The 20,207-nt window shown below is 68.4% G+C and carries 19 protein-coding genes; 5 read left to right on the forward strand and 14 right to left on the reverse strand.

The annotated features are described in order from the left end of the window. Window positions 1-369: 369 nt before the first annotated feature. The 3 genes from AB5T46_RS01915 to AB5T46_RS01925 all read right to left on the reverse strand — a co-directional run bounded on the left by AB5T46_RS01915 (window position 370) and on the right by AB5T46_RS01925 (window position 2,815). Window positions 370-1,245, reverse strand: coding sequence for a hypothetical protein (locus tag AB5T46_RS01915; protein WP_370562128.1), 876 nt, complete (start codon window positions 1,243-1,245; stop codon window positions 370-372). A 74-nt stretch (window positions 1,246-1,319) separates the two neighbouring features. Further along, window positions 1,320-2,222, reverse strand: a complete 903-nt coding sequence (locus AB5T46_RS01920) for a 5'-3' exonuclease (RefSeq protein ID WP_370562129.1) — start codon at window positions 2,220-2,222, stop codon at window positions 1,320-1,322. Beyond that, a complete protein-coding gene (locus tag AB5T46_RS01925; RefSeq protein WP_370562130.1) occupies window positions 2,219-2,815 on the reverse strand; it encodes a nitroreductase family protein in 597 nt (198 codons plus the stop codon). Before AB5T46_RS01925 ends, AB5T46_RS01920 begins: the two co-directional genes overlap by 4 nt. Before the next feature lie 100 nt (window positions 2,816-2,915). Between AB5T46_RS01925 and AB5T46_RS01930 the strand changes: the two genes are divergently transcribed. Both AB5T46_RS01930 and AB5T46_RS01935 read left to right on the forward strand, forming a co-directional pair. Beyond that, entirely contained in the window at window positions 2,916-5,246 is a 2,331-nt protein-coding gene (locus tag AB5T46_RS01930) for a DUF1631 family protein (RefSeq protein ID WP_370562132.1), read from the forward strand. Window positions 5,247-5,509: 263 nt separating this feature from the next. Then, a complete protein-coding gene (locus AB5T46_RS01935; RefSeq protein ID WP_370562133.1) occupies window positions 5,510-6,601 on the forward strand; it encodes an NAD(P) transhydrogenase subunit alpha in 1,092 nt (363 codons plus the stop codon). 177 nt (window positions 6,602-6,778) lie between these two features. Here the strand turns inward: AB5T46_RS01935 and AB5T46_RS01940 are convergent, their stop codons facing one another. The 3 genes from AB5T46_RS01940 to AB5T46_RS01950 are packed head-to-tail and all read right to left on the reverse strand — an operon-like array spanning window position 6,779 to window position 8,191. After that, complete coding sequence (locus tag AB5T46_RS01940) at window positions 6,779-7,195, reverse strand: DUF3106 domain-containing protein (protein ID WP_370562134.1); 417 nt, start codon at window positions 7,193-7,195, stop codon at window positions 6,779-6,781. A 7-nt stretch (window positions 7,196-7,202) separates the two neighbouring features. Further along, window positions 7,203-7,589 carry a hypothetical protein gene (locus AB5T46_RS01945; protein ID WP_370562135.1) on the reverse strand — a complete coding sequence of 129 codons (387 nt, stop codon included), beginning with the start codon at window positions 7,587-7,589 and terminating at the stop codon, window positions 7,203-7,205. After that, window positions 7,586-8,191: an RNA polymerase sigma factor gene (locus tag AB5T46_RS01950; RefSeq protein WP_370562432.1), complete on the reverse strand. Its 606-nt coding sequence runs from the start codon at window positions 8,189-8,191 to the stop codon at window positions 7,586-7,588. Before AB5T46_RS01950 ends, AB5T46_RS01945 begins: the two co-directional genes overlap by 4 nt. A gap of 171 nt (window positions 8,192-8,362) precedes the next feature. On the opposite strand from AB5T46_RS01950, the gene AB5T46_RS01955 reads away from it, so the two are divergent. After that, window positions 8,363-8,677: an NAD(P) transhydrogenase subunit alpha part 2 gene (locus AB5T46_RS01955; RefSeq protein WP_370562136.1), complete on the forward strand. Its 315-nt coding sequence runs from the start codon at window positions 8,363-8,365 to the stop codon at window positions 8,675-8,677. After that, window positions 8,674-10,077 carry an NAD(P)(+) transhydrogenase (Re/Si-specific) subunit beta gene (locus AB5T46_RS01960; protein WP_370562137.1) on the forward strand — a complete coding sequence of 468 codons (1,404 nt, stop codon included), beginning with the start codon at window positions 8,674-8,676 and terminating at the stop codon, window positions 10,075-10,077. The genes AB5T46_RS01955 and AB5T46_RS01960 overlap by 4 nt, the downstream gene beginning before the upstream one ends. A 12-nt stretch (window positions 10,078-10,089) precedes the next feature. On the opposite strand, the gene AB5T46_RS01965 is transcribed toward AB5T46_RS01960, so the two are convergent. The 7 genes from AB5T46_RS01965 to AB5T46_RS01995 all read right to left on the reverse strand — a co-directional run bounded on the left by AB5T46_RS01965 (window position 10,090) and on the right by AB5T46_RS01995 (window position 18,041). Next, entirely contained in the window at window positions 10,090-10,233 is a 144-nt protein-coding gene (locus tag AB5T46_RS01965) for a hypothetical protein (RefSeq protein WP_370562138.1), read from the reverse strand. Window positions 10,234-10,480: 247 nt separating this feature from the next. Further along, a complete protein-coding gene (locus tag AB5T46_RS01970; protein ID WP_370562140.1) occupies window positions 10,481-11,353 on the reverse strand; it encodes an alpha/beta fold hydrolase in 873 nt (290 codons plus the stop codon). A 145-nt stretch (window positions 11,354-11,498) separates the two neighbouring features. Further along, on the reverse strand, window positions 11,499-12,374 hold the full coding sequence (locus AB5T46_RS01975) for a helix-turn-helix transcriptional regulator (RefSeq protein ID WP_370562141.1): 876 nt from the start codon (window positions 12,372-12,374) through the stop codon (window positions 11,499-11,501). A 709-nt stretch (window positions 12,375-13,083) separates the two neighbouring features. Further along, a complete protein-coding gene (locus tag AB5T46_RS01980) occupies window positions 13,084-16,059 on the reverse strand; it encodes a TonB-dependent receptor domain-containing protein (RefSeq protein ID WP_370562142.1) in 2,976 nt (991 codons plus the stop codon). A 192-nt stretch (window positions 16,060-16,251) separates the two neighbouring features. After that, window positions 16,252-16,788, reverse strand: coding sequence for a hypothetical protein (locus tag AB5T46_RS01985; protein WP_370562144.1), 537 nt, complete (start codon window positions 16,786-16,788; stop codon window positions 16,252-16,254). Beyond that, window positions 16,788-17,249, reverse strand: a complete 462-nt coding sequence (locus AB5T46_RS01990) for a hypothetical protein (protein ID WP_370562146.1) — start codon at window positions 17,247-17,249, stop codon at window positions 16,788-16,790. Before AB5T46_RS01990 ends, AB5T46_RS01985 begins: the two co-directional genes overlap by 1 nt. A 267-nt stretch (window positions 17,250-17,516) precedes the next feature. Then, window positions 17,517-18,041, reverse strand: coding sequence for a hypothetical protein (locus tag AB5T46_RS01995; RefSeq protein ID WP_370562147.1), 525 nt, complete (start codon window positions 18,039-18,041; stop codon window positions 17,517-17,519). A gap of 195 nt (window positions 18,042-18,236) precedes the next feature. Between AB5T46_RS01995 and pdxR the strand changes: the two genes are divergently transcribed. Further along, complete coding sequence (gene pdxR, locus AB5T46_RS02000; RefSeq protein WP_370562149.1) at window positions 18,237-19,709, forward strand: MocR-like pyridoxine biosynthesis transcription factor PdxR; 1,473 nt, start codon at window positions 18,237-18,239, stop codon at window positions 19,707-19,709. A gap of 9 nt (window positions 19,710-19,718) precedes the next feature. On the opposite strand, the gene AB5T46_RS02005 is transcribed toward pdxR, so the two are convergent. Beyond that, window positions 19,719-20,132, reverse strand: a complete 414-nt coding sequence (locus AB5T46_RS02005; protein WP_370562150.1) for a hypothetical protein — start codon at window positions 20,130-20,132, stop codon at window positions 19,719-19,721. Window positions 20,133-20,207: the final 75 nt, after the last annotated feature.

The raw sequence follows: 20,207 nt of genomic DNA on the forward strand, positions 1-20,207 counted from the left end.
GAGCGAGGCGCCGTAGAGCGGAGCTTGCTCCGCTACGTGGGCTCCGGAGCCGGGAGCAGCGGAGCAAGCTCCGCTCTACGAGAGCGCCGGAGGGCGAGCCGCGGCGTTCAATCAAGGCGCGAATGCGAGCCCTGCGACGGCATGCAGGCACCGCCGCGTCAGCGGGCCCGAAGCGTAGCAACTCGCACAACAGCGCCTGTTCGCGATGCTCGTGCAGTTCGCCGTGGTCTGCTTGGCGCCGCGCAGGTGCAGGAACGGCACCTTGTCAAGGAGTTCGAGCTGCGCCCGGCATATTGGCAGTGATCAAAAAAGTACCCTAGAGCATTAATGCTCTACGGCGATGAAAACGAAGTTCGGGACGCAACTTCCTTAATTCGGTACGGTGGTTACGACGCAAATTTCCGGAGTGCAAGATATTCCCGTCACGGTTCCAGATGATCCTCCAGAATACGTGATAGCCCCACCCAATCCACGTATGTGGCTGACCATCGGGGCCAGGTTGTCCACGCCAGGACCGCCGTGCCATTCGCCTTGAACGGCGTTGCGTGTCTCAGGAATGATTTGCCCGCCATCTGTGCGAGCGGTTCCCTCGACAAATTCCCCGATAGGGTGATCCAGCTTCACAAAAACGTAGACGCTGCTTCCGTCACTCATTACAATGCGGAACATCAGGCCAGTTTGATCGCGCAGCCCCAAATACGATTGTACCAGCACCATTAAATCAGCAATCGCTGTTTGCAGATTCGCACCAGTGACGGTAGAAACCACATCGGGATGAGCGGCAGCGCTTTCTATCATGCCGCGCAGATTAAAATCGTTGATTACGTTGTATGCTGTTTTGTTTTGTACTTGAGGCATCAGGTCAAGCACCGACACGGGGACGTTGATCATTGGCCGCACCGAGCCCCCAATGTTGTAAACCCTGTGCGCCTTGTCCAGTTCCTTGACCGCTCCCGCTTGAGGGGTCAGCTCTGTGGGATGGGACGAAGAAGGCAGTGCTCGGCTGCCTTGCTGACCAAACGGATCGATTGGTGGCGAATCATAAGGGATTCGCCATCGCTGCAGAATATTGTCCTGCAAATTGTATATGAGGTGATCGCCGGGCCCGATCTCTTGGGCGATCAGCCTGAAATCGTAATCACTCGTGCAGGCGTCGCATCGACGCACTGCCGCCTCAGCATGTGAAAGTAGCGAGCTTAACCCCATCACTGAGCCCAGCAGCGCAACAGCTATTGCTCTAGTCATCCTTGATTGCTCCTAGCAAGTGGTTGGGCCCGATTCGTCAATTTCATGACTATCGCAAAATCAACCTAGCATGTTCAGCCTGCTGCTGCCTGGTGCAGGCGCCGCCGCGTCAGCGGGCCGAAGCGCAGCGCCTCGCACAGCGCCAGCAGCGCGGCGGCATCGGCGGCCGCGCGCAGGAACGGCGGCATCGCCTCGGCCAGCGGTGCGTCGAGCGCGATCGTCGCCAGTTGCCGGCACAGCAGCGCTTGTTCACGGTATTCGCGCAGCTTCGCCGCGGCCTGCTTCGCGCCGCGCAGGCGCAGGAACGGCACCTCGTCGACGCGCGCGAGCAGCGCGTCGAGGCTGCCGAAGTGCCTCAGCAGCGCCGCGGCGGTCTTGGCGCCGATCCCCGGCACGCCGGGGATGTTGTCGACGCTGTCGCCGCACAGCGCCAGGTAGTCGACCATCTGCCGCGCCTCGACGCCGTGGCGCGCGGCGACGCCGGCCATGTCCCAGCGCTGGCCGCGGGCGAAGTCCCACTGCTCGTCGCCGAGCTCGAGCAGCTGCGAGAGGTCCTTGTCGGCGGAGACGATCACGCCGCGATGGCCGAGCGCACGCGCCAGCTGCAGCGCGCTGCCGATCAGGTCGTCGGCCTCGTATTCGCGGTGCGCCAGCACCGTCAGCCCCAGCGCGATGCACAGCGCCTTGCAATGCAGGAACTGCGCCTTGAGTTCCTCCGGCGCCGGCGGGCGGTTGGCCTTGTAGGCGGGATACAGCGCATTGCGGAAACAGCTGTCCAGCGCCTCGTCGAAGGCGATGACGATGTGCCGTGGGCGTTCTCGTTCCAGCAGATCCAGCAGGAAGCGGGCGAAGCCATGCACCGCGTTGGCCGGCCGGCCGTCGGCATCGCGGAACTCGTCTGGCATCGAATGCCAGGCGCGGAACACGTACAGGCTGGCGTCGACCAGGTACAGCGGCGGCTTCGCGACGTCGCTCATGCCGGGCGCCAGTCGGACAGCAGGGCCTGCGGGTCCGGCCGTTCGCGCTCCGGTGCCGCCATCCTGGGCGTGCCGATGTGGATGAAGCCGGCGATCCGTTCCTGCGCGCCCAATCCGAGCAGCACGCGCACCTCGTCGTCGTAGGCGGGCCAGCCGGTCAGCCAGGTGGCCCCGAACCCGGCCGCCTGCGCCGCCTGCAGCAGGGCGAAGCAGGCACAGCCGGCGCTGAGCAGCCGCTCCTGTTCAGGAATCGCCGCGTCGGCCGGGTCGAGCACGGCGACGACCGCGATCACCAGCGGCGCGTGCCCGAATCGCTGGCGGTCCTTGTCGACGGCGGCGGCCGCCGCGCCCGGATCGCGGCGCAGGGTGATCGCGGCCAGGGCCTCGCCGAGCGCGGCGCGGGCGTCGCCGGCGATGCGCAGGAACCGGAACGGCACCCGCTTGCCGTGGTCGGGCACGCGCACGGCCGACCGCAGCATGCGCGCCAGGGTGGCGTCGTCGGGGCCGGGCTCGCCGAGCTGCCGCGCCGGGACCGAGCGCCGCCCGTCGAGTTGCAGCCAGATGTCGGCGGTTCTATTTGAGACCGGGCTCACAGACGTGGTTTTCCCCTTTCAGGAATGTATGCTGACCGTGCACGAACCTCGTGCCGTCGCCCGCATTGTCCCCCGAATGGCGTCTCCAGACGATACCGCCGTGAAATTCCGCGCGCGCAGCTCCGGCAGCCGCGCGGGCGAGCGCGTGCTCGAGACGCTCAAGCGCGACGCCGTCACCGAACTGGTCGGCGTGCTCTCCGGATTCTGGAGCTCGATCGAGGAGCAGGTGCGGCTGGCGGCGCTGGCGGGCCACGACTTCAGCGCAGCGCAGGAGGACCGGGTCGCGGTGATCGCGCTCAGCCACCGGGCGCTGGAGCTGGCCACGCGCTACCGCGAGGCGATCGAGAGCGCATTCGAGCGCTGGCACGCGCCCGGCGACGAGCAGAGACGGGTGGAGTCGCTGGAGCTGATGTCCGAGGGCGAGCTCGAGATCCATCTGGCCGGGCAGCAGATCACCGAATTGCTCGAGCACCAGTTCCTGCATCCGCTGGCGCAGCTCGACGAACGGCTGGAAGCGCTGGCGGCGAGCCTGGGGATCGAGGGCCGGCCGCTCAACCCGCTGCGGCCGGAGGTGGCGGTATCGGCCTTCGTCGATCTGTTCCAGCCGGACGACCTGACGCCGGGCCTGCGGATGATGGTGTTCCACCAGTTCGACAAGCGCCTGCCGAAGGTGCTCGCCGAGGTCTACGCCAAGGCCAACACCACGCTGCAGACCGCGGCATTCGGCGGCCACGGCGTCGCGACGGTCCGGCGCAGCGGCGGTTACGAGCCGCAAGCCGCGGCACGGCGCGATGAAGCGCGCGCTCCGCGCATCGGCGAACAGGCCGCGGAAGGCTGGGTGCCGGACGGCGGCACTGTCGAGCACATCGGGGCTCCGGCTCCCGGTGGCGGGGGACAGCACGCCGGCCCGTCGTCCGCCGGTTCCGGCGGCATGCCGCTGCGCTATCGCGATCTCGTCCGCGAACAACTGCAGGCCTGGCGCGCGCGCGGCGGCCTGCCTGCGGAATCGGCAGACGCCGGCACCAGCGTGGCGGAGGAAGTCGAGGCGCTGGCGGAGGCCGCTTCCGAAGCAGCGGGCCGGATGCTCGGCACCGAGGACATGCTCAACATCGCCTCGCTGCTGCAGGGCGACGACCCCGGCCCGTACACCCGTGCGCTCGCCGGCGAGGACAAGCGTGCGCTGGCCGAGGTGATCCGCGCCGAGATCCTGGGCGGCGTGCGCCAGCTCGGCTTCGATCCCGAGAAGACCCGTTTCAGTGCCGACGAGGAGGATGCCATCGACCTGGTCGGCATCCTGTTCCAGTCGCTGTGCGAGGCCAATGACCTGCTGCAACGCTCGCGTTCGTTGTACGGCAGGCTGGTGGTGCCGTACGTCAAGGTGGCGCTGACCGACGACTCGATGTTCAACCGCCGCGGCCACCCGGCGCGGCAACTGCTCGACGCGCTGACCGAGGCCTGCGACGGCAACACCGGCGAAACCGTGCAGGACAAGGAAACCCTGGACAAGGCCGAGCACGCCGTGGACCGGGTGGTCGAGGAATACCGGGAAGACCAGGCGGTGTTCGAGCTGGCGGCTGCCGAATTGCGCGATCAGCTCGACCAGCAGCGCCGGCGCTCGGAGCTTGCGGAAAAGCGCGTGGCCGAGTCGATCCACGGCCGCGAGCGCCTGCAGATGGCGCGACGCAACGCCGAGGGCCTGGTCGCCTCGCGCATGGCGGACCGTCCGCTGACGGCGCCGGTTGGCCACTTCCTCGACCAGCACTGGCGCCATTACCTCACCCAGACCTGGTTGCGCGACGGCCCGGAGTCGGAGCGGCACCACGCCGCGATCGGGCTCGGCGACGCGATGGTGCAGGTCGATGCCGACGCTGCCCAGGTGCGCGGCGCCGCGGTCGCCGACCAGCTGCTGGCGCTGCAGGTGCCGCTGGGCGAGTGCTATTCCAGCTGCGGACTGGATGCGGCCGCCGCGCGCGACGCCATGGCGCGGATCATTTCCGCGCTGGCGATGCCCGACACCCAGCGCAGCGTGCGCACGCCGAACGGCGGTGAGATCGACGACGAGCCGGGCGACGACAGCATCGCGCCGCTGCGCGTGGCCGGCGGTACCGACGCAGTGGCCTGCGATCCGGCCGTCGCCGCGCGCATGCGCCGGTTGCGGGTCGGCCAGGGACTGCGCCTGATCGACCGTGGCGGGCACGAGACCGCGGCGCGGATCGCCTGGATCAGCCCGTTGACCTCGCGCTTCCTGATCGTCAACCGCCGCGGCGTGCGCAAGATGGTGGTCTCGCCCGAGGAGCTGGCGCTGCTGGCCGCTTCCGGACGGGCGGTGGTGCGCTCGGTCGACGCGCCTTTCGACGAGGCGATGAAGCAACTCTGGCAGCGCCTCAACCAGGCGCCGGCGTCGGCCTTGAAAGCCGCCAACGCCGGCTGAGCATCGGGCCGGCCGCGCACTTCGCGCTCGATCCGGATCGACGTCGCGGACGCGGACTTGCGGTGGTCGCGCCGGGGGACGAAGCGCGTCTTCTTCCATGACGATGTTCGCCGTTCGCGGCGGCGCTCGCCGTGGAGCGGCGACCGTTCTGCTGTCCGGTGCCGAAACGAAAACAGCCGCCGCGCGCCGCGCTACCCGGCGGGCGGCCGTGGCGGTGCGGCCGATTCGCGTTTAGGATGCAGGGCAAGGTCGCGGAGCCGAACATGACGTTGAAGATCGGGATTGCGCGGGAAACCGCGCCGGGTGAACGGCGCGTCGCCGTTACGCCGGAGACGTGCAAGAAGCTGGTGGCCGCAGGCGCGCAGGTGTGCATCGAGCGCGGCAGCGGCGCCGGCGCACATTTTCCTGATCGGACCTACGAGGAGGCCGGGGCCACGCTCGTGGACGCAACCGAGGCCGCCATCGCCGACGCCGACGCCGTGCTGTGCGTGCAGCCGCCGCCGGCGACCGCGATCGCCGCCATGAAGACCGGCGCGGCGCTGGTCGGCACCCTGCAGCCGCAGGCCGACGCGGCACGCGGCGAGGCCATCGTGCAGCGTGGCGTGGTCGCGTTCCCGCTGGAGCGGTTGCCGCGCACCACCCGGGCCCAGGCCATGGACGTGCTCAGCTCGCAGGCCGGCATGGCCGGCTACAAGGCGGTGCTGATCGCGGCATCCTTGGCGCCGCGCTTCTTCCCGATGCTGACCACGGCCGCCGGCACCATCCGTCCGTCGAAAGTGCTGGTGATCGGCGCCGGCGTCGCTGGATTGCAGGCGATCGCGACGGCCCGGCGCCTGGGCGCGCAGGTCGAGGGCTTCGACGTACGCCCCGAGACGCGCGAGCAGATCCAGTCGCTGGGCGGGCGCTTCCTCGACCTCGGCGTCAGCGCCGCCGGCGAAGGCGGCTATGCGCGCCAGCTCACCGACGAGGAGCGCGCCGAGCAGCAGCGCCGGCTCGGCGAGCACCTGAAGAACGTCGACGTGATCGTCTGTACCGCGGCCGTTCCAGGCCGGCCTGCGCCGAAGATCGTCTCGGCGGCGATGGTGGGCGGCATGAAGCCGGGCAGCGTGGTCGTCGACCTGGCGGCGGAAACCGGCGGCAACTGCGAGCTCACCCGTCCCGGCGAAACCGATGACCACGGCGGCGTCGTCGTCGCCGGTCCGCTCAACCTGGCCAGCCAGGGCGCGCAGCATGCCAGCGAGATGTATGCGCGCAACGTGTTCAACTTCATGCAGCTGCTGCTGAAGGACGGCGCGATCGGGTTCGACTGGGAGGACGAACTGCTGTCGAAGACGGTGTGGCCGGAGCGGAGCTGATCCGCTCGGATCCGTTCGTCGCTCCGGCAGCGCGGTTCGCTCTCACCCGGGTCGATACCCCGCCGCTTGCGGCGTAGAGTGGAGCTTGCTCCGCTGCTTCCGGCTCCGGAGCCAAGAGCAGCCGAGCAAGCTCGGCTCTACGTGTGCCCAGGTCCCCCGCGGCTTGCCGCCGCAGCCTCATTCCTCCGGCTGGTGGCGTTCCAGCCACTCGTGCCGCTGTTCCGGCGTCATCGCCTTCCAGCGTTCGCGCAGGGCCTCGCGTTCGGATTTCGGTAGCTCGCGCATCCGCTGGTACAGCACGCGCGCGCCCTCGCGCCCCTCGGGACTCATCTGCTTCCAGCGCCGCATGCCGTGATGCGCGTGCCGGCGCTGTTCCGGTGTCATCTGCTGCCAGCGCTCGGCATGGCGCAGCATGCGGTCGCGCTTCTCAGGTTCGTCGTTCCAGCGGTCGCGCACGATGGCGGTCAGCGTTTCGCGCTGCTGCGGCGTCAGCCGCTCCCATTCGGGCAGTGCGCCGGCGGACTGCGCCAACGCGGAGCCGGTCGGCAGCGACAGCGCCAGCAACAGGATCGAGGCGGTGATTCGGATTCGCATGGATCGTTTACTCCATCGCCAGCGGCGGCGCCTCGGCGGAGGCCAGCCACAGGAACAGGTCGGGATCTTCCTCGAACGCCACCAGGGCATCCTCGTAAAGTTCGATCCGCGGTTCGACGGTGACCGGGTCCACGATCGCGACCGGCACCGCGGTGGTTTCGGCATCGTCGCCCGGCGCGAGCAGCTGCATGCCGGCGGCGAAGGCGAACACGATCGCGCAGGCGGTCGCCAGCGACCAGCGCAGCGGTTGCGCGCGCCAGCCGCGGCCGGCGCCTGCGGGTGCCCGCGGGCGCAGCGTGGACAGCGTGCGCTGCGGGACCTGACGCAGCGCCTCCTGGTGACAGGCGCGTGCGGCGCGGTCGAAACGGGTGCCGTCGTCGTGGTCGGCGGTCATCGGAAATCCTCCAGTTGTTTCTGCAGCGCCTCGCGGGCGCGCGAAAGGTGCGTCTTCACCGAGCCCTCGCCGCACCCCATGATCTTCGCGGTGGTGGCCACGTCGAGTTCCTCGAGCACGCGCAGGCTGAAGGCCTCGCGCTGCCGGCGCGGCAGCGCCCGCAGCGCCTCCACCAGCCGCGCATAGGCCTCGCGCCCGTCATGGGCGCGCGCCGGATCCGGCCCGCCGTCGGCCCAGTCGAGGCTGTCGTCCTCGCGTTCCCCGGCATCGGAGATCCAGCTCAGCCGGAACATGCGCCGGCGCTGGATGTCGACGATGCGGCTGCGCAGGACCGTCCAGAACAGTGCGGTCCATTCCTCCGCCGGTCGCTCGCGGTAGCGCAGCATCCGGGTCATCGCGTCCTGCACCGCATCCTGCGCGTCGTCGCGGTTGCGCAGGCCGATCTCGGCGAAGCGGAACGCGCGGGCACGGACCCCGGCGAAGAACGCGTCGAGCGTGGCGGCCGGCGCCGCGGCGGCCGTCGGCAGGGGCGCGGCGATGTCGGCGAATGCCCTCACGCCGACGAGCTTACCGCCGCCATGGCCGGCGCGGGCGCCGGGCATGGGCCGCAGCGCCTGCCGGTAGTGATCGAGATTGCCGTCCATGTCGCGCGGATCCGAAGTCCTGCCAGGGTTCGCAGCTGTCAACGCGCGTGGCGGACCGCGGTTGACCCGCTGGCAACCGGTTCATGTACGGTTATGATGCGGGCCAGAACCGGATCCCGGGAGCAGCGCATGATCGATGGTTTCGTGGCCTTGTACATCTTCATGCTGGCGGCGATCGCCGGCCACGTGATCATTTCGCGGGTGCCGGTGATCCTGCACACGCCGCTGATGTCGGGCTCGAACTTCATCCACGGCATCGTGCTGATCGGGGCGATGGTGGTGCTGGGGCATGCCGATACCACGCTGGAGAAGGTGATCGGCTTCGTCGCGGTGCTGATGGGCGCCGGCAACGCCGCCGGCGGCTACGTGGTGACCGAGCGCATGCTGGAGATGTTCAAGTCCAGCCGCAAGCCGGGCGCCGGCGCCGCCGGGGACAAGGCATGAGCGGGTCGTTGCCGGAACTGCTCGCGCTGGCGGTGAAAGTCAGCTACCTGGTCGCGGCGACGCTGTTCCTGCTCGGGTTGCAGCGCATGGCCTCGCCGCTGACCGCGCGCAGCGGCATCCTGTGGGCTGGCTGGGGCATGGTGATCGCCACCGCCGCCACGTTCTTCCTGCCGGGATTGGAGAACATCGCGCTGATCCTGCTGGCGATCCTGATCGGCGCCGGCCTGGCCTGGTATTCGGGCAGGAAAGTCGCGATCACCGACATGCCGCAGATGGTAGCGCTGTACAACGGCCTGGGCGGCGGCTCGGCGGCGGCCATCGGCGCGGTGGAGCTGCTGCGCTGGTCGGATGCGGGCGTGGCGCCCGGCATGGTCGTCCTGGTGCTGGCGGTGCTGGGCGCGCTGATCGGCGCGGTGGCGCTGTCCGGCTCGATCATCGCCTGGGCCAAGCTCGACGGGCGCATGGACAAGCGCTACACCTTTCCCGGCCAGCAGCTGTTCAACGCCGCGGTGTTCCTGGTCGCGCTGGCGCTGGGCGGCATGGTGATCCATTCGCTGGGCGTGCCGCTGGTGATCGCGTTCTTCATTGCCGCACTGGCGCTGGGCGTGCTGATGACGCTGCCGATCGGCGGCGCCGACATGCCGGTGGTGATCTCGCTGTACAACGCCCTGACCGGCCTGGCGGTGGCGTTCGAGGGCTACGTGCTCGGCAACGAGGCGCTGATCATCGCCGGCACCATGGTCGGCGCGGCCGGCATGCTGCTGACACGGCTGATGGCCAAGGCGATGAACCGCTCGATCAAGAGCGTGCTGTTCTCCAACTTCGGCGGCGGTGGCCAGGCGCAGGAGATCAGCGGCTCGCAAAAGCCGATCGAGGCCGGCGACGTCGCCGCGATGATGGCCTTCGCCGACCGCGTGGTGATCGTGCCCGGCTACGGCATGGCGGTGGCGCAGGCGCAGCACAAGATCTGGGAACTGACGCAGAAGCTGGTCGAACGCGGGGTCAAGGTGAAGTTCGCGATCCACCCGGTCGCCGGGCGCATGCCCGGGCACATGAACGTGCTGCTGGCCGAGGCCGGCGTGCCCTACGACCTGATCGCGGACATGGACGACATCAATCCCGAGTTCGCCAACACCGACGTCGCCCTGGTGATCGGTGCCAACGACGTGGTCAATCCGGTCGCCAAGACCGATCCGGTCAGCCCGATCTACGGCATGCCGATCCTCGACGTGGTGAACGCCAAGAACGTCATCGTCATCAAGCGCGGCAAGGGCACCGGCTTCGCGGGCATCGAGAATGCGCTCTTCTATGCCGACAACACCCGCATGCTGTACGGCGACGGCGCGGAGATGGCGAGCGCGCTGGTGAGCGAGTTGAAGGCGCTGGACGGCGGGCACTGAGCCCGCCGTTCGTCATTGAGGCGCAGATAGCGGCTCCCGCCGTACGATCCGGCCATCCTTCATCACCAGGCGGACGCGCCGCAGCGAGCCGGCATCGGTCAGCGGATTTCCGCCGTCGACGATGATATCGGCATGCTCGCCGGACTCGATCGCCAATCCGATCGGCTATGCCGAGCGCAAGTCACGACCCGGTCGTTCCGATCGCGTGGACAACCACCTTGCGACCGTTTCCGTGCGCCGTTTCGACTGAACGGATGCGTGCCTCGCGATCGATTGCGCTGGATTGTGGGTCGGTCGAGTCGTCGCCGGTTCACCGGCCACGTGCGGCTTGACCACATCGACTCCCTGGTCGAGCGTCTCCTCCAAGCGTCGACGGACAGCGCTTGGTCCGGCGGCGCCATCGTCATTCTTCCTGCGCGAAAAAATCGAGGACCAGGCGGTTGAACTCGGTCGGCGCCTCCATGCTGGGCAGGTGGCCGACGCCGGGGAGGGTCACGCGTTCCGCATTGGCGAGCTCGTGCTCCAGCCGTGCCACGATCGCGTGGATACCGGGGGTATCCCGCTCACCGAGCAGGATCAGCGTCGGCGTGTGGATTTCGGCAAGACGTTCGATGGTCGGGGGATCCGGCAGCCGTTCCGGAGGCCGCGGCATGGCCCAGGCATGGGCGTTCTCCATGACCAGCCTGCGCACGCGCCCGGCCAGTTGCGCCTGTTCCATCGCCGGCGCCAGGTAGGGCATGGCCAACGACAACTTCGCGGCTTGTTCCGGTTCTCCTGCTCGAGCCGCGGCGATGGCGGCGGCCAGTGCCGGGTCACGGGGCTGTTCGAATCCCGTCAGTCCCGGGCCGGCGAGCACCATGCGCCTGACCCGTTCCGGGTGCTCCAGGGCGAAATCGAGCGCGATCCGACCGCCGAGGGAAAGCCCCACCAGCGATGCCTGCTCGATTTCCAGACGATCCATCAGCCGCCCGAGGTCCTCGACGTGCGAGAAGCCTTCCGATTGCGGCCCGGATCGGCCGAATGGCCGCACGTCATACCGGATCAGCCGGAAGGAAGCGGCGAGCGGTTCCATCTGTTCGTCCCACATCCGGAGATCCAGGTTGGCGCCGTGGATGAGGACGACCGGTGGGCCGGTGCCGGCAACCTGATAGTAGAGCTGTGCACCCCCGACATCGACGAATCCGTCGCGTTGTTCCGGCTGTTCCTGAGTGCATGCCGTCACGGCGGAAAACAGGAGAAGCGCAAGGAAACAACGAAAGGAGGGAATGTTTCGCATCGCGGATTCGGTCCCCTGCTGGCCCATGGCCGATGTGAGAAGCGGGCTGCACGCCTGGATGCATCCGGTTGCGTACGGCCGCAAGCCAGGCGCCCGATGTGCCGCCGTCATAGCTGCAGTCGCGCCGCCCGTGGTCCCACGGACTTCAGGCAGCCCGCAGCCGACTATGGCATGAGTCCTGCCGTACCTGGCTGGTGGTCAGACCGAAGGTGCTCTTGAACGCGCGGCAGAACGCGCTCTGGCTTTCGAAGCCAAGCGCGGCGGTGATCTCGCAGACGGGCATCCGCGTCTCGCGTACCAGCTGCCAGGCCCGCTCCGACCGCAGTCGCGCGGCGTACTCGGACGGCGTCTCCCCGAACACGTCGCGGTAGCTGCGGATCAGGTGGCAGGGGGAGTAGTTCGCGCTGGCGGCCAGCTGTGCCAGGTCGACGCGTCCGTCGTCGTGTCGGCGGATCAGGTGCTGTACCCGCAGCAGCCGCATCAGCGTCTGTTGCCGGCGCAGCAGCGTGCGCCCGGTGCAGCGCGGCAACAATGCATGGAGGTCGCGCTGGTGCTCGGTCAGCGCCGCGCACAGCATGTCGACGACGGCGTCGACGCCCAGTGGGCACAGGTCCGGCCGCCGCGCCACGCGCGCCAGCCGCACGGTCAGCCGGCGCAGCTCGCGCGTGCAGCGCGACTCCGACGGCAACAGATCGACCGCCGGGTCGCCCGGCCGCGGGCGCTGGTGCCGCGCCCAGGCCGCGGGGCTCCCGCACACTGCCAGCCAGCGTCCGTCGCGGCGGCTGCCGGCCCGCAGCGCACCGTCGCGCCAGACCAGCAGTTCGCCGGCGCGCAGCAGCCAGTGGCAATCCGGCGTCTCCAGTTCGATCCCCTCCGACAGCGGCAGCCACACGCTGATCCAGCGAGACGGTATCGCCAGCTGGTTATTGCGGCCGCTGCCGTGGAGCACGTGCAGCGAATCGTCGGGCACGGACAGGTCGAGCAGTTCGTGGGAGCGCAATGGTCGATAGATGGGATGCATGGCGGTCGTTTCGCTTTCGTTGTCGGAGAGGATCGCGACGGCGCGTCGGCGGCGGCAATCGCATCGTTGGCAACGGCAACTCCAGCGGGGCGAACCGATCGCCATGTGTGCCGAACGTCAGCCGGATGTGCCGCGGCGCGCGGACGCGTTGCTTCGCGCATGCCGTCGTCATTGCCAGACTAGCGATGGCGATGGCCCGGTTGAGGCGCCAATTCGACGACGTGCGGTGGGGCCAATCCGCGGCCTGGCCGGTGCGAACCGGCTTGTTGAATGCGGGGCAAGCCCCGACGCCGGCGCACAGTGGGTCGGGCGAAACCCGCAAGTTCAGCTCCTTCCCGCCATCGGGAGGCGGCTCGAGCGCTCATCGCACCCCCGGCCCTTGCCCGCTTCGATTCGTATCGGGGACGTTTCTTTCGTCCTTGCCCACGACATCGGCTGCAAAAAAAAGCCCGGACGGACCGGGCGATGTCCACGGATGGTGGTGGCGGTTCCTTTGGAATGATGATCGCGACCGGGGATAGTCGCTGGAACCGACAGCCAGCCTTGCTGGAGAGAGAGACGAGCAATGCGGACCGGTACAGCGTGCCGCGGATTCGCGGCCGAGGTTGTCCCTTCCGATACGCCTTGCTGACGGCCGCGCGCACTTGCGATGTGCATGCATGCGCATAAAAAAGCGACGGCCCGTCCGGGCCGTCGCTGCGGGTCGGGGTCAGAACCGCTGTTGGTACTTCATGTACACGAAGCGGCCGATGTCGAAGCCGCCGTAGTAGTTGGTGTTCGAGTTCGGCTGCGTGTACAGCGGTGGTCCGTAGCGGTTGAATACGTTGTTGGCACCGACGGAAACCGTTGCATTCCATGGCGCGGTCCAGCGGACCTGGACGTCATTGAACGTAACCGATCCGGTGCGGTTGATCGGGCTGGTGTCCGCTGGATTGGCGGCAATGTAATCCGGATCCGAGCACTCCCCCGGGAAGAGCGTGGCGCTCAGGCACTCCTCCTTGATGGTCGAGTGATAGCGCATGTTCCAGCTGGCACCGAAGTCGCCCTGGTCCCAGGTCAGGCCCAGGTTCGAACGCAGTCGGAAGTTGGCACCGGCGGTGGTGACGAAACTGTTGGCCTGGGTGGTGAACTGGGCATCGTCGCTGGTCTTGAACTCGTTCTTGCTGGTGTAGGTGTTCTGCCAGTCGACCCCGAAGCGGCCGAAATCAGTGTCGATCCGGTAGATGGCGCCGAAATCGTAGCCTTCCACCTCGATGTAGCCGGCATTGCGGCTGCCGAAGTTCATGTTGTTGACGATGCCGAGCACCGGGTCGCGGGTGAAGTTGACGCAACGCGAGGCGATCTGCTCGACATAGCAGTCATCGAGCATCTGCGTCGGGGTGTCGGCGACGATGGTGTTGGTGATCTCGATCTGCCACCAGTCGAGGCTGAAGCTCAGGCCCTCGGCGAAGCTGGGGCTCCAGACGAAGCCCACGTTCTTGCTGGTGGACTCCTCGGGTTCCAGATCGATATTGCCGGCACCGGTGAAGAATGCCAGCGGAGTCTGCGCATTGGCGAACTCGGTCGGCACGAAGCCCTGCTGCAGCTGGCGGAAGGTGTCGGCGTTGGCGATGTCCTGGGCGCAGCGGGCGCGGACGGCCGGATCGCCGGCCGAAGCGCCGAACTGGGTGTCGCAGGGATCGGTGTAGAACGCGAACGTCTGCGAACCGCCGCCGAACAGGTTGTTGACGTTCGGCGCGCGGAAGCCCTGCGCCCAGGTGGCGCGGATCAGCAGGTCATCGATTGGTTTCCACTTCAGGCCGAACTTGCTGTTGAGCGTGTCGCCGAACGTGTCGTAGTCCGAGTAACGGCTGGAGATGTTGAGGCTCAGCTCCCGCGCGCCCACGACGTCAGCCAGGATCGGCACGAACAATTCGCCGTACAGCGATTCCTCGCTGTAGCTGCCGCGGGTGGCGCGACCGGCCAGATTGGTCGAGCCACCGGTCACGGCCAGTGCGTCCGGAATGAACTTGCCCTCTTCCTTGCGATGCTCGACGCCCAGCGCGAACGACATCTCGCCGGCCGGCAGTTCGAACAGGCCGCCGGTGAGGTTGGCGGTGAAGATGGTGGTCTCGGTCTCGCCGGTGGAATGCTCTTCCTGGTACAGGAAGTTCTGCACGTCCTCGTCGGCCAGGCTGCCCTGACCGGCTTCGCCGTAGTGCAGCAGCGGGTTCCAGGGGACGCAATCCGTGAACGAGATCGGGCTGTCTGGCGATCCGCACTGAACCCGACCGGCGTCGTTCAGGAACGATGGGCCGACCGCCTTCTGCACGTTGGCCAGGTTGAAGTTGCCGAACGAGGACTGGATCACCTTGTTCTGGTTGTACATCGCGCCGACGTCCCAGTCGAAGTAGCGCTCGCCGAGCTCGAAACTGCCTTCCAATGCGCCAGTGAAACGCCAGGTGGTCACGTCACTGGTGGCGGTGCGCGGGACTTCCCAGCCGCGACGCCACCAGGTGGCAATCTCGTCACCAGTCGGGCTGAAATAGCTGTCGGCAGACATCGGAATGCCGGCGCCGGCGTCGAACGAGCCGAATGAAGTCGCCTGCAACGGATAACCGGCAATCTGGCGATCAGTGATGCGGTTGCTGTACATCATGTTGCTACGGAAGCGGACGGCATCGGTAATGTCGTAGCTGCCATCCACGAACAGCGACTTGCGCTCCAGCGGCGTGCGCAGGTGCATCTGCTCGCCGGCGTTGCTCCGGTGCAACGGAGAGGCCGAACTGGGGTTCTGGTTAATGTAGTCGGCCGGATTGCGCGGATCACCGCCCGGACGCACGATCACGCGGGTGTTCTGGTCCGGGTTGGTGTCCGTCGGCGCGGGATACGTGACGTTCGGCAAAGGATTGCTCGTGGGGTTGCTCACGAAGCCGCCGAACGCGCCTACGGACGTCCAGTTCCTGCCGGGATGGCGGTCGCCCAGCGGCTCGGCACTGAACGGACGGTCCCGCTGCCAGACTTCGTCTTCCTGGGCGTACTCGACACCGATGGTGATCGAGCCGCGGTCACTGCTGGCGCCCATCACGAAGTCGTACTTCTCGACGGCGCCGTCGCCCTGGCTGTACTGCCCGTAGTAGACGCTGCCCTGGATGCCTTCGTAGTTGGAGCGAGTGATGATGTTGACCACGCCCGCCATCGCGTCGGAGCCGTACACGGCCGACGCACCGTCCTTCAGCACCTCGATGCGCTCGACCATCGCCGTCGGGATGGTGGAGATGTCCTGCACGCCGGTGGTGGTGATGCCCAGGCGCTTGCCGTTGACCAGTACCAGGGTGCGCTGCGGGGTCAGGTTGCGCAGGTCGATGGCCAGGCCCCCGGCTGCCTCGCCGGACGCAAGTGGCGAGGCGCGGCTCAGCGGCGGCGAACCGGCGGAGGTGATGTTCTGCAGGATGTCGGCGACCGACTGAAACCCCTGGTTCTCGATGTCTTCTCGGCTGATGGTCAGCACCGGCTGCGCGGTCTCGATGTCGACCTGGCGGATACGCGAGCCGGTGACCTCGATCCGGTCGAGGGTCGTGGCTTGCTGCTGGTCCTGCGCGTCGTCCTGCGCGCTGACGACGCCGAAAGGCAGCGCGGTGATGCCCAGGGCGGTGCCCGCCAACAGCGCATGGCGCACGGCGTGGCTCAAAAGGTGGATTCGCATTGCTGACTCCGCTGGTTGAATGGATACGGCTTGGCCGTCCAGCGAAATTACGAATCTTTAACGGCGCAACATGCGCAGCTCAGGGACCGCTGCATGTGCGGGAGTTGACGAGTGAGCAGTGCCGCTGGCCCGTGGGCTCCACGGGATTGCCATTCCCGCGATGCGGCAAGGCGACAGCGGGTGTGTACCGCGTCAGGCGTCTTGGTTTCCGGCGATGGGTGCAGCGGTCGCCGGCTGCGGCGCGGGCGCGACACGCGCCGCGAGCCGTGCGGCAAGGGCGCATGGAATGCCGACCAGCAGCATGTGCGCGAGCAGATGCGACACCTGCATCCATTCCCAACGCGGCGGCCCGCTCCCGGCCGCCGACAGCGGCACCACGACGAAATTCATCGCCAGGTACAGCGCGATGCCGTAGAGCGCGCCGTACCGGAGCGGGTTTCGCAGCAGTCGCGGCCAGCGCCGGCTCGCCAGACCGTAGACGCAGGCCATGACGATCGCGATCGCGTAGTGCGAGACCAGGCCGAGCAGGGCGGTGGCGATGCCGCCGGCGAGCGCCGCCTCCCGCCCGAGCCAACCTGCCGCCACGCTCTGCAGGATCCGCATCGCGCCGATGCCTTTCGCGGCCCACAGACTGCAGATGTAGATCAGATCGAGGGTTCCGGCGAGCAGCCCGCCGAAGATCAGGCACAGATAACGGGCGCGAGAGCGTACGCCGGGCGGGCCACGCATCAGTCAGGCCGGCAGAGCCGGCCGGTGATCCGAGTGCTGATCACGCCGCTCCCCAGCTTGTGACCGTTGACGAACAAGTGGCCGGTGTAGCCGCTGTATTCGCCGGTGGCGTCCACGACCTGCTGGTAGGCGGTGACGACTTTCGGGTCGGTGATGCCGGTCTCGCGCATGAACAGGCTGCCGGTGGCGGTGTGGTATTCGAACGGTCCGCTGTACGGCAGGAAATCCGGCGACGTGGTCGGCCGGCCGCCGATCCCGTCTGCCTTGAAATGGGTGGTGCCGCGCAAGCCGTGATTGCCGTCGATCTCGCCGAGAAAGCACGAGGTATGCGGTGGATTACAGCCCTCGGTGGCGGCGATCTCGACCATCTCGGCGTGGATCTTCTTGCATTCGCCGGCGACCGCCGCGGGGGCGGCGACGAGCGCGACGGTCGCGAACAGGATGAGGGAGGGGGCGTTCATCGGGATCTCCTGCGGGTGTGGCGGACAGAACGCGGGTCGGCACCCGGCGGTGCCGCGTCGCATGCCGGCAATGCCGGCGCCCTCGGCGCGCCGGACCGGACCAGCCTAGAGGCGCCGATTGATTCGGGCGAGCGCCACTTGCAGGCCAATGAGACGGAGCCAATCGGCGGGTTCGCGGTGTGCCGGCGCCGACCGGTCGCGATGACTCGATCGCGGTGCCGCGTAGGTGCGCAGCGTGCAGGAGTAAGGACGACGTCTGGGACGGGCTCAGCGAACGTCGGTGGCTCGCTTGGCGAACAGCGCGCACGGTATGCCCACGCACAGCGCGTAGGCGACGATGCAGGTCAGCGTCCAGGCCGGGTCTGCCTGCCGTGGCGGCGGCGCCGCCGACAGCGGCACCAGGATCCGGAACATCAGCACGTACAGGGCGAGGCCGTACAGTGCGCCGTATCGCAACGGGTGCGCGTGCAGTCCGGGATAGCGCCGGCCCAGGCAGTAGTACGCCGCGGCCATCGCCGTCACCAGGTAGACGTACAGCGCCGCGCCCAGCGCCGCCGTCTGCGCCCCGCCGGCGAACGCCGCCTCCCTGCCCAGCGCCCAGGACGCGATCGCCTGCAGGATCCGGAGCGGGCCGACGTCCCGCAGGGCCCAGAATCCGAACGCGACGGACAATTCCAGGCCGCCGGCGACCAGGCCGGCCAGCAGCAGCCACGGCAGCGGTGAGCGCACGGCGAGGCGTGTGCGTGCGGCCCGCCGGGGCGGGCGCCAAGTGTCGATGCCGGTCGTGGTCATGGGTGGCTCCTGTCCGGGAAAGGGTGGATTGGCTCTATCTCGCGCCAGGAAAGTGGCACTATCAAGGGCCAATCGATCGGGTTTCAATGGGGCCAATCCGCAACGCGGAAACGACAGGGCACACCCGTGCGTCGATCCGCGATCTCGGGACGGCCAGGCGGCCCCGCTTCCGCGCCTTTCCGATGGAGGCCGACGATGCACCTGCAATTCGATGGACAGGGCCCGCTGCACGCGCAGCTGACCCGCGCGCTCAAGTCGGCCGTGTTCGCCGGCCGGGTGGGGTGCGGCGCGCGCCTGCCGCCGACCCGGCTGCTGGCCCGCGAACTGGGCCTGTCGCGCAACACCGTGCTGGCCGCCTATGAGCAGCTGCGTGCCGAAGGCTTCGTCGCGGCCCGGGTGGGTGCGGGCAGCTACGTCTCGGTGCCGCTGCAGGCCCGGCCCCCGTCGCTCGCGGGAGACGAGGCGGACCCGGTCGAGCTTCCGCCGCAGTCGGATTTCGCCGACCGCGCGCGCCGCTTCCACGATCAGGCCCGGCTTGCCGACGAAGGCAACGGCGGTCTGCGCTATGCCTTCCAGTACGGCGTGCCGCTGACCAATCCGGTGCTGACCAGCGCCTGGGCGCGCGAACTGGCCAAGGCCGCCCTGTACACCCCGCCCAGCTACCCGATGAGCCAGGGCCTGCCGGCATTGCGCAAAGCGGTCTGCGATTACCTGACGCGGCGGCGCGGCGTGCAGGCCGCGCCGGAGGACGTGCTGATCGTCGCCGGCACCCAGCAGGCGCTGTCGCTGACCGCCAGGATCCTGCTGAACGAAGGCGACACGGCAGTGATCGAGGATCCGCAGTACTACGCGATCCGCACCGTGCTGCGCGTGCACGGCGCGCACCTGTGCGGAGTCCCCGTCGACGGCGAGGGCCTGGTGTGCGAGGCCCTGCCGGCGCGCGGTGCGCGGCTGGTCTGCGTCACGCCCTCGCATCAGTTTCCCACCGGCGCGCTGCTCTCGCTGTCGCGACGGATGGCATTGCTCGACTATGCGCAACGCACCGGCAGCTGGATCTTCGAGGACGACTACGACGGCGAATTCCGCTACGACGCCCGCCCTCTGGCCGCGCTGCGCTCGCTCGACCGGCACGACCGGGTGATCTATGTCGGCACCTTCTCCAAGGTGATGTTTCCCGCCCTGCGCCTGGGCTACCTGGTGATGCCGGCGGGGCTGCGCCGGGATTTCGTCGCCGCCAAGTGGCTCGACGACTTCGGCTCCCCCGCCATCGAGCAGGCGGCGATGGCGAACTTCATCGCCGACGGCGGGTTCGAACGGCATCTGCGCCGCACCGCGCGCGAGTTGAAGCGGCGTCGCGACGCACTGCTGGCGGGCTTGCGCCGGTACGGCGGCGATCGTTTGCAGATCGCCGACTCGCGTGCCGGCATGCACCTGGCGGTGTGGCTGCGCGGCCGCGGCCGCGCCGATGCCGAAGCGCTGATCGCCCGTGCGCGCCGGCGCGGCCTGGGGCTGTACTCGATCAGCCCGCGTTACCTCGATCCGCCCGACCGTGCCGGGTTGCTGATGGGATACGGCGGCCTGTCGGTGGCAGAGATCGAACAGGCGGTGGCGCTGCTGGGGTGCTGCCTGGACGAGCTGTTTCCGGTCCAGGGGCCGCTTCAGGGCTGACGACGGGCGTTAGCGCGACGCCACGACCGCGATCACCAGCGCGGCGCCGAGCCAGGCGAGATCGACGCGACCATTGGCCAGCTGCGACAGCGTCCACGCGTGGTGCGCGCCGAGCTTGAGCGCCGACTCCCACGGCAGCAGTCCCAGCATCTTGCCCAACTGGGTGGCGACGATGAACCAGTTGGCCAGCGCGATCGCCGCCGCGGTCGCGAGCATCCCCCATAGCGCCCGCAGCATGCCGGGCCGCACCCGCACCATCCGCAGCAGCAACGCGGCGTCGAATGCGGCCACCACCGCCATCCAGCTGCACTGGCGCCCGGTGGCCGCGGCGAGCAGGATCCACAGCGCGGCGCAACCGGCGGTCCCCAGCAACAGCAGCAGAAAGGCGAACCAGGAAGAGGACGGCGCGGCGGGCTTCGGCATGCGGTATGGGGAGGGTCGGGCGCGCCAGCATAGCGTCCCCGCCGGGCGGCGATACAATGCCCGTCTTGCGCGCCG

Origin of the sequence: Luteimonas salinilitoris, from assembly GCF_041300785.1 — a bacterium.
In the GTDB taxonomy this organism is placed as follows: domain Bacteria; phylum Pseudomonadota; class Gammaproteobacteria; order Xanthomonadales; family Xanthomonadaceae; genus Luteimonas; species Luteimonas salinilitoris.

Bases quoted from the DNA above. Each gene is read 5' to 3' on its own strand.
- AB5T46_RS01935 (WP_370562133.1), top strand. From the start codon at position 5,510: ATGACGTTGAAGATCGGGATTGCGCGGGAAACCGCGCCGGGTGAACGG.
- AB5T46_RS01970 (WP_370562140.1), bottom strand. From the start codon at position 11,353: ATGCGAAACATTCCCTCCTTTCGTTGTTTCCTTGCGCTTCTCCTGTTT.
- pdxR (WP_370562149.1), top strand. From the start codon at position 18,237: ATGCACCTGCAATTCGATGGACAGGGCCCGCTGCACGCGCAGCTGACC.
- AB5T46_RS01985 (WP_370562144.1), bottom strand. From the start codon at position 16,788: ATGCGTGGCCCGCCCGGCGTACGCTCTCGCGCCCGTTATCTGTGCCTG.
- AB5T46_RS01980 (WP_370562142.1), bottom strand. From the start codon at position 16,059: ATGCGAATCCACCTTTTGAGCCACGCCGTGCGCCATGCGCTGTTGGCG.
- AB5T46_RS01915 (WP_370562128.1), bottom strand. From the start codon at position 1,245: ATGACTAGAGCAATAGCTGTTGCGCTGCTGGGCTCAGTGATGGGGTTA.
- AB5T46_RS01950 (WP_370562432.1), bottom strand. From the start codon at position 8,191: ATGCCCGGCGCCCGCGCCGGCCATGGCGGCGGTAAGCTCGTCGGCGTG.
- AB5T46_RS01995 (WP_370562147.1), bottom strand. From the start codon at position 18,041: ATGACCACGACCGGCATCGACACTTGGCGCCCGCCCCGGCGGGCCGCA.
- AB5T46_RS01945 (WP_370562135.1), bottom strand. From the start codon at position 7,589: ATGACCGCCGACCACGACGACGGCACCCGTTTCGACCGCGCCGCACGC.
- AB5T46_RS02005 (WP_370562150.1), bottom strand. From the start codon at position 20,132: ATGCCGAAGCCCGCCGCGCCGTCCTCTTCCTGGTTCGCCTTTCTGCTG.
- AB5T46_RS01955 (WP_370562136.1), top strand. From the start codon at position 8,363: ATGATCGATGGTTTCGTGGCCTTGTACATCTTCATGCTGGCGGCGATC.
- AB5T46_RS01920 (WP_370562129.1), bottom strand. From the start codon at position 2,222: ATGAGCGACGTCGCGAAGCCGCCGCTGTACCTGGTCGACGCCAGCCTG.
- AB5T46_RS01940 (WP_370562134.1), bottom strand. From the start codon at position 7,195: ATGCGAATCCGAATCACCGCCTCGATCCTGTTGCTGGCGCTGTCGCTG.
- AB5T46_RS01960 (WP_370562137.1), top strand. From the start codon at position 8,674: ATGAGCGGGTCGTTGCCGGAACTGCTCGCGCTGGCGGTGAAAGTCAGC.
- AB5T46_RS01990 (WP_370562146.1), bottom strand. From the start codon at position 17,249: ATGAACGCCCCCTCCCTCATCCTGTTCGCGACCGTCGCGCTCGTCGCC.
- AB5T46_RS01975 (WP_370562141.1), bottom strand. From the start codon at position 12,374: ATGCATCCCATCTATCGACCATTGCGCTCCCACGAACTGCTCGACCTG.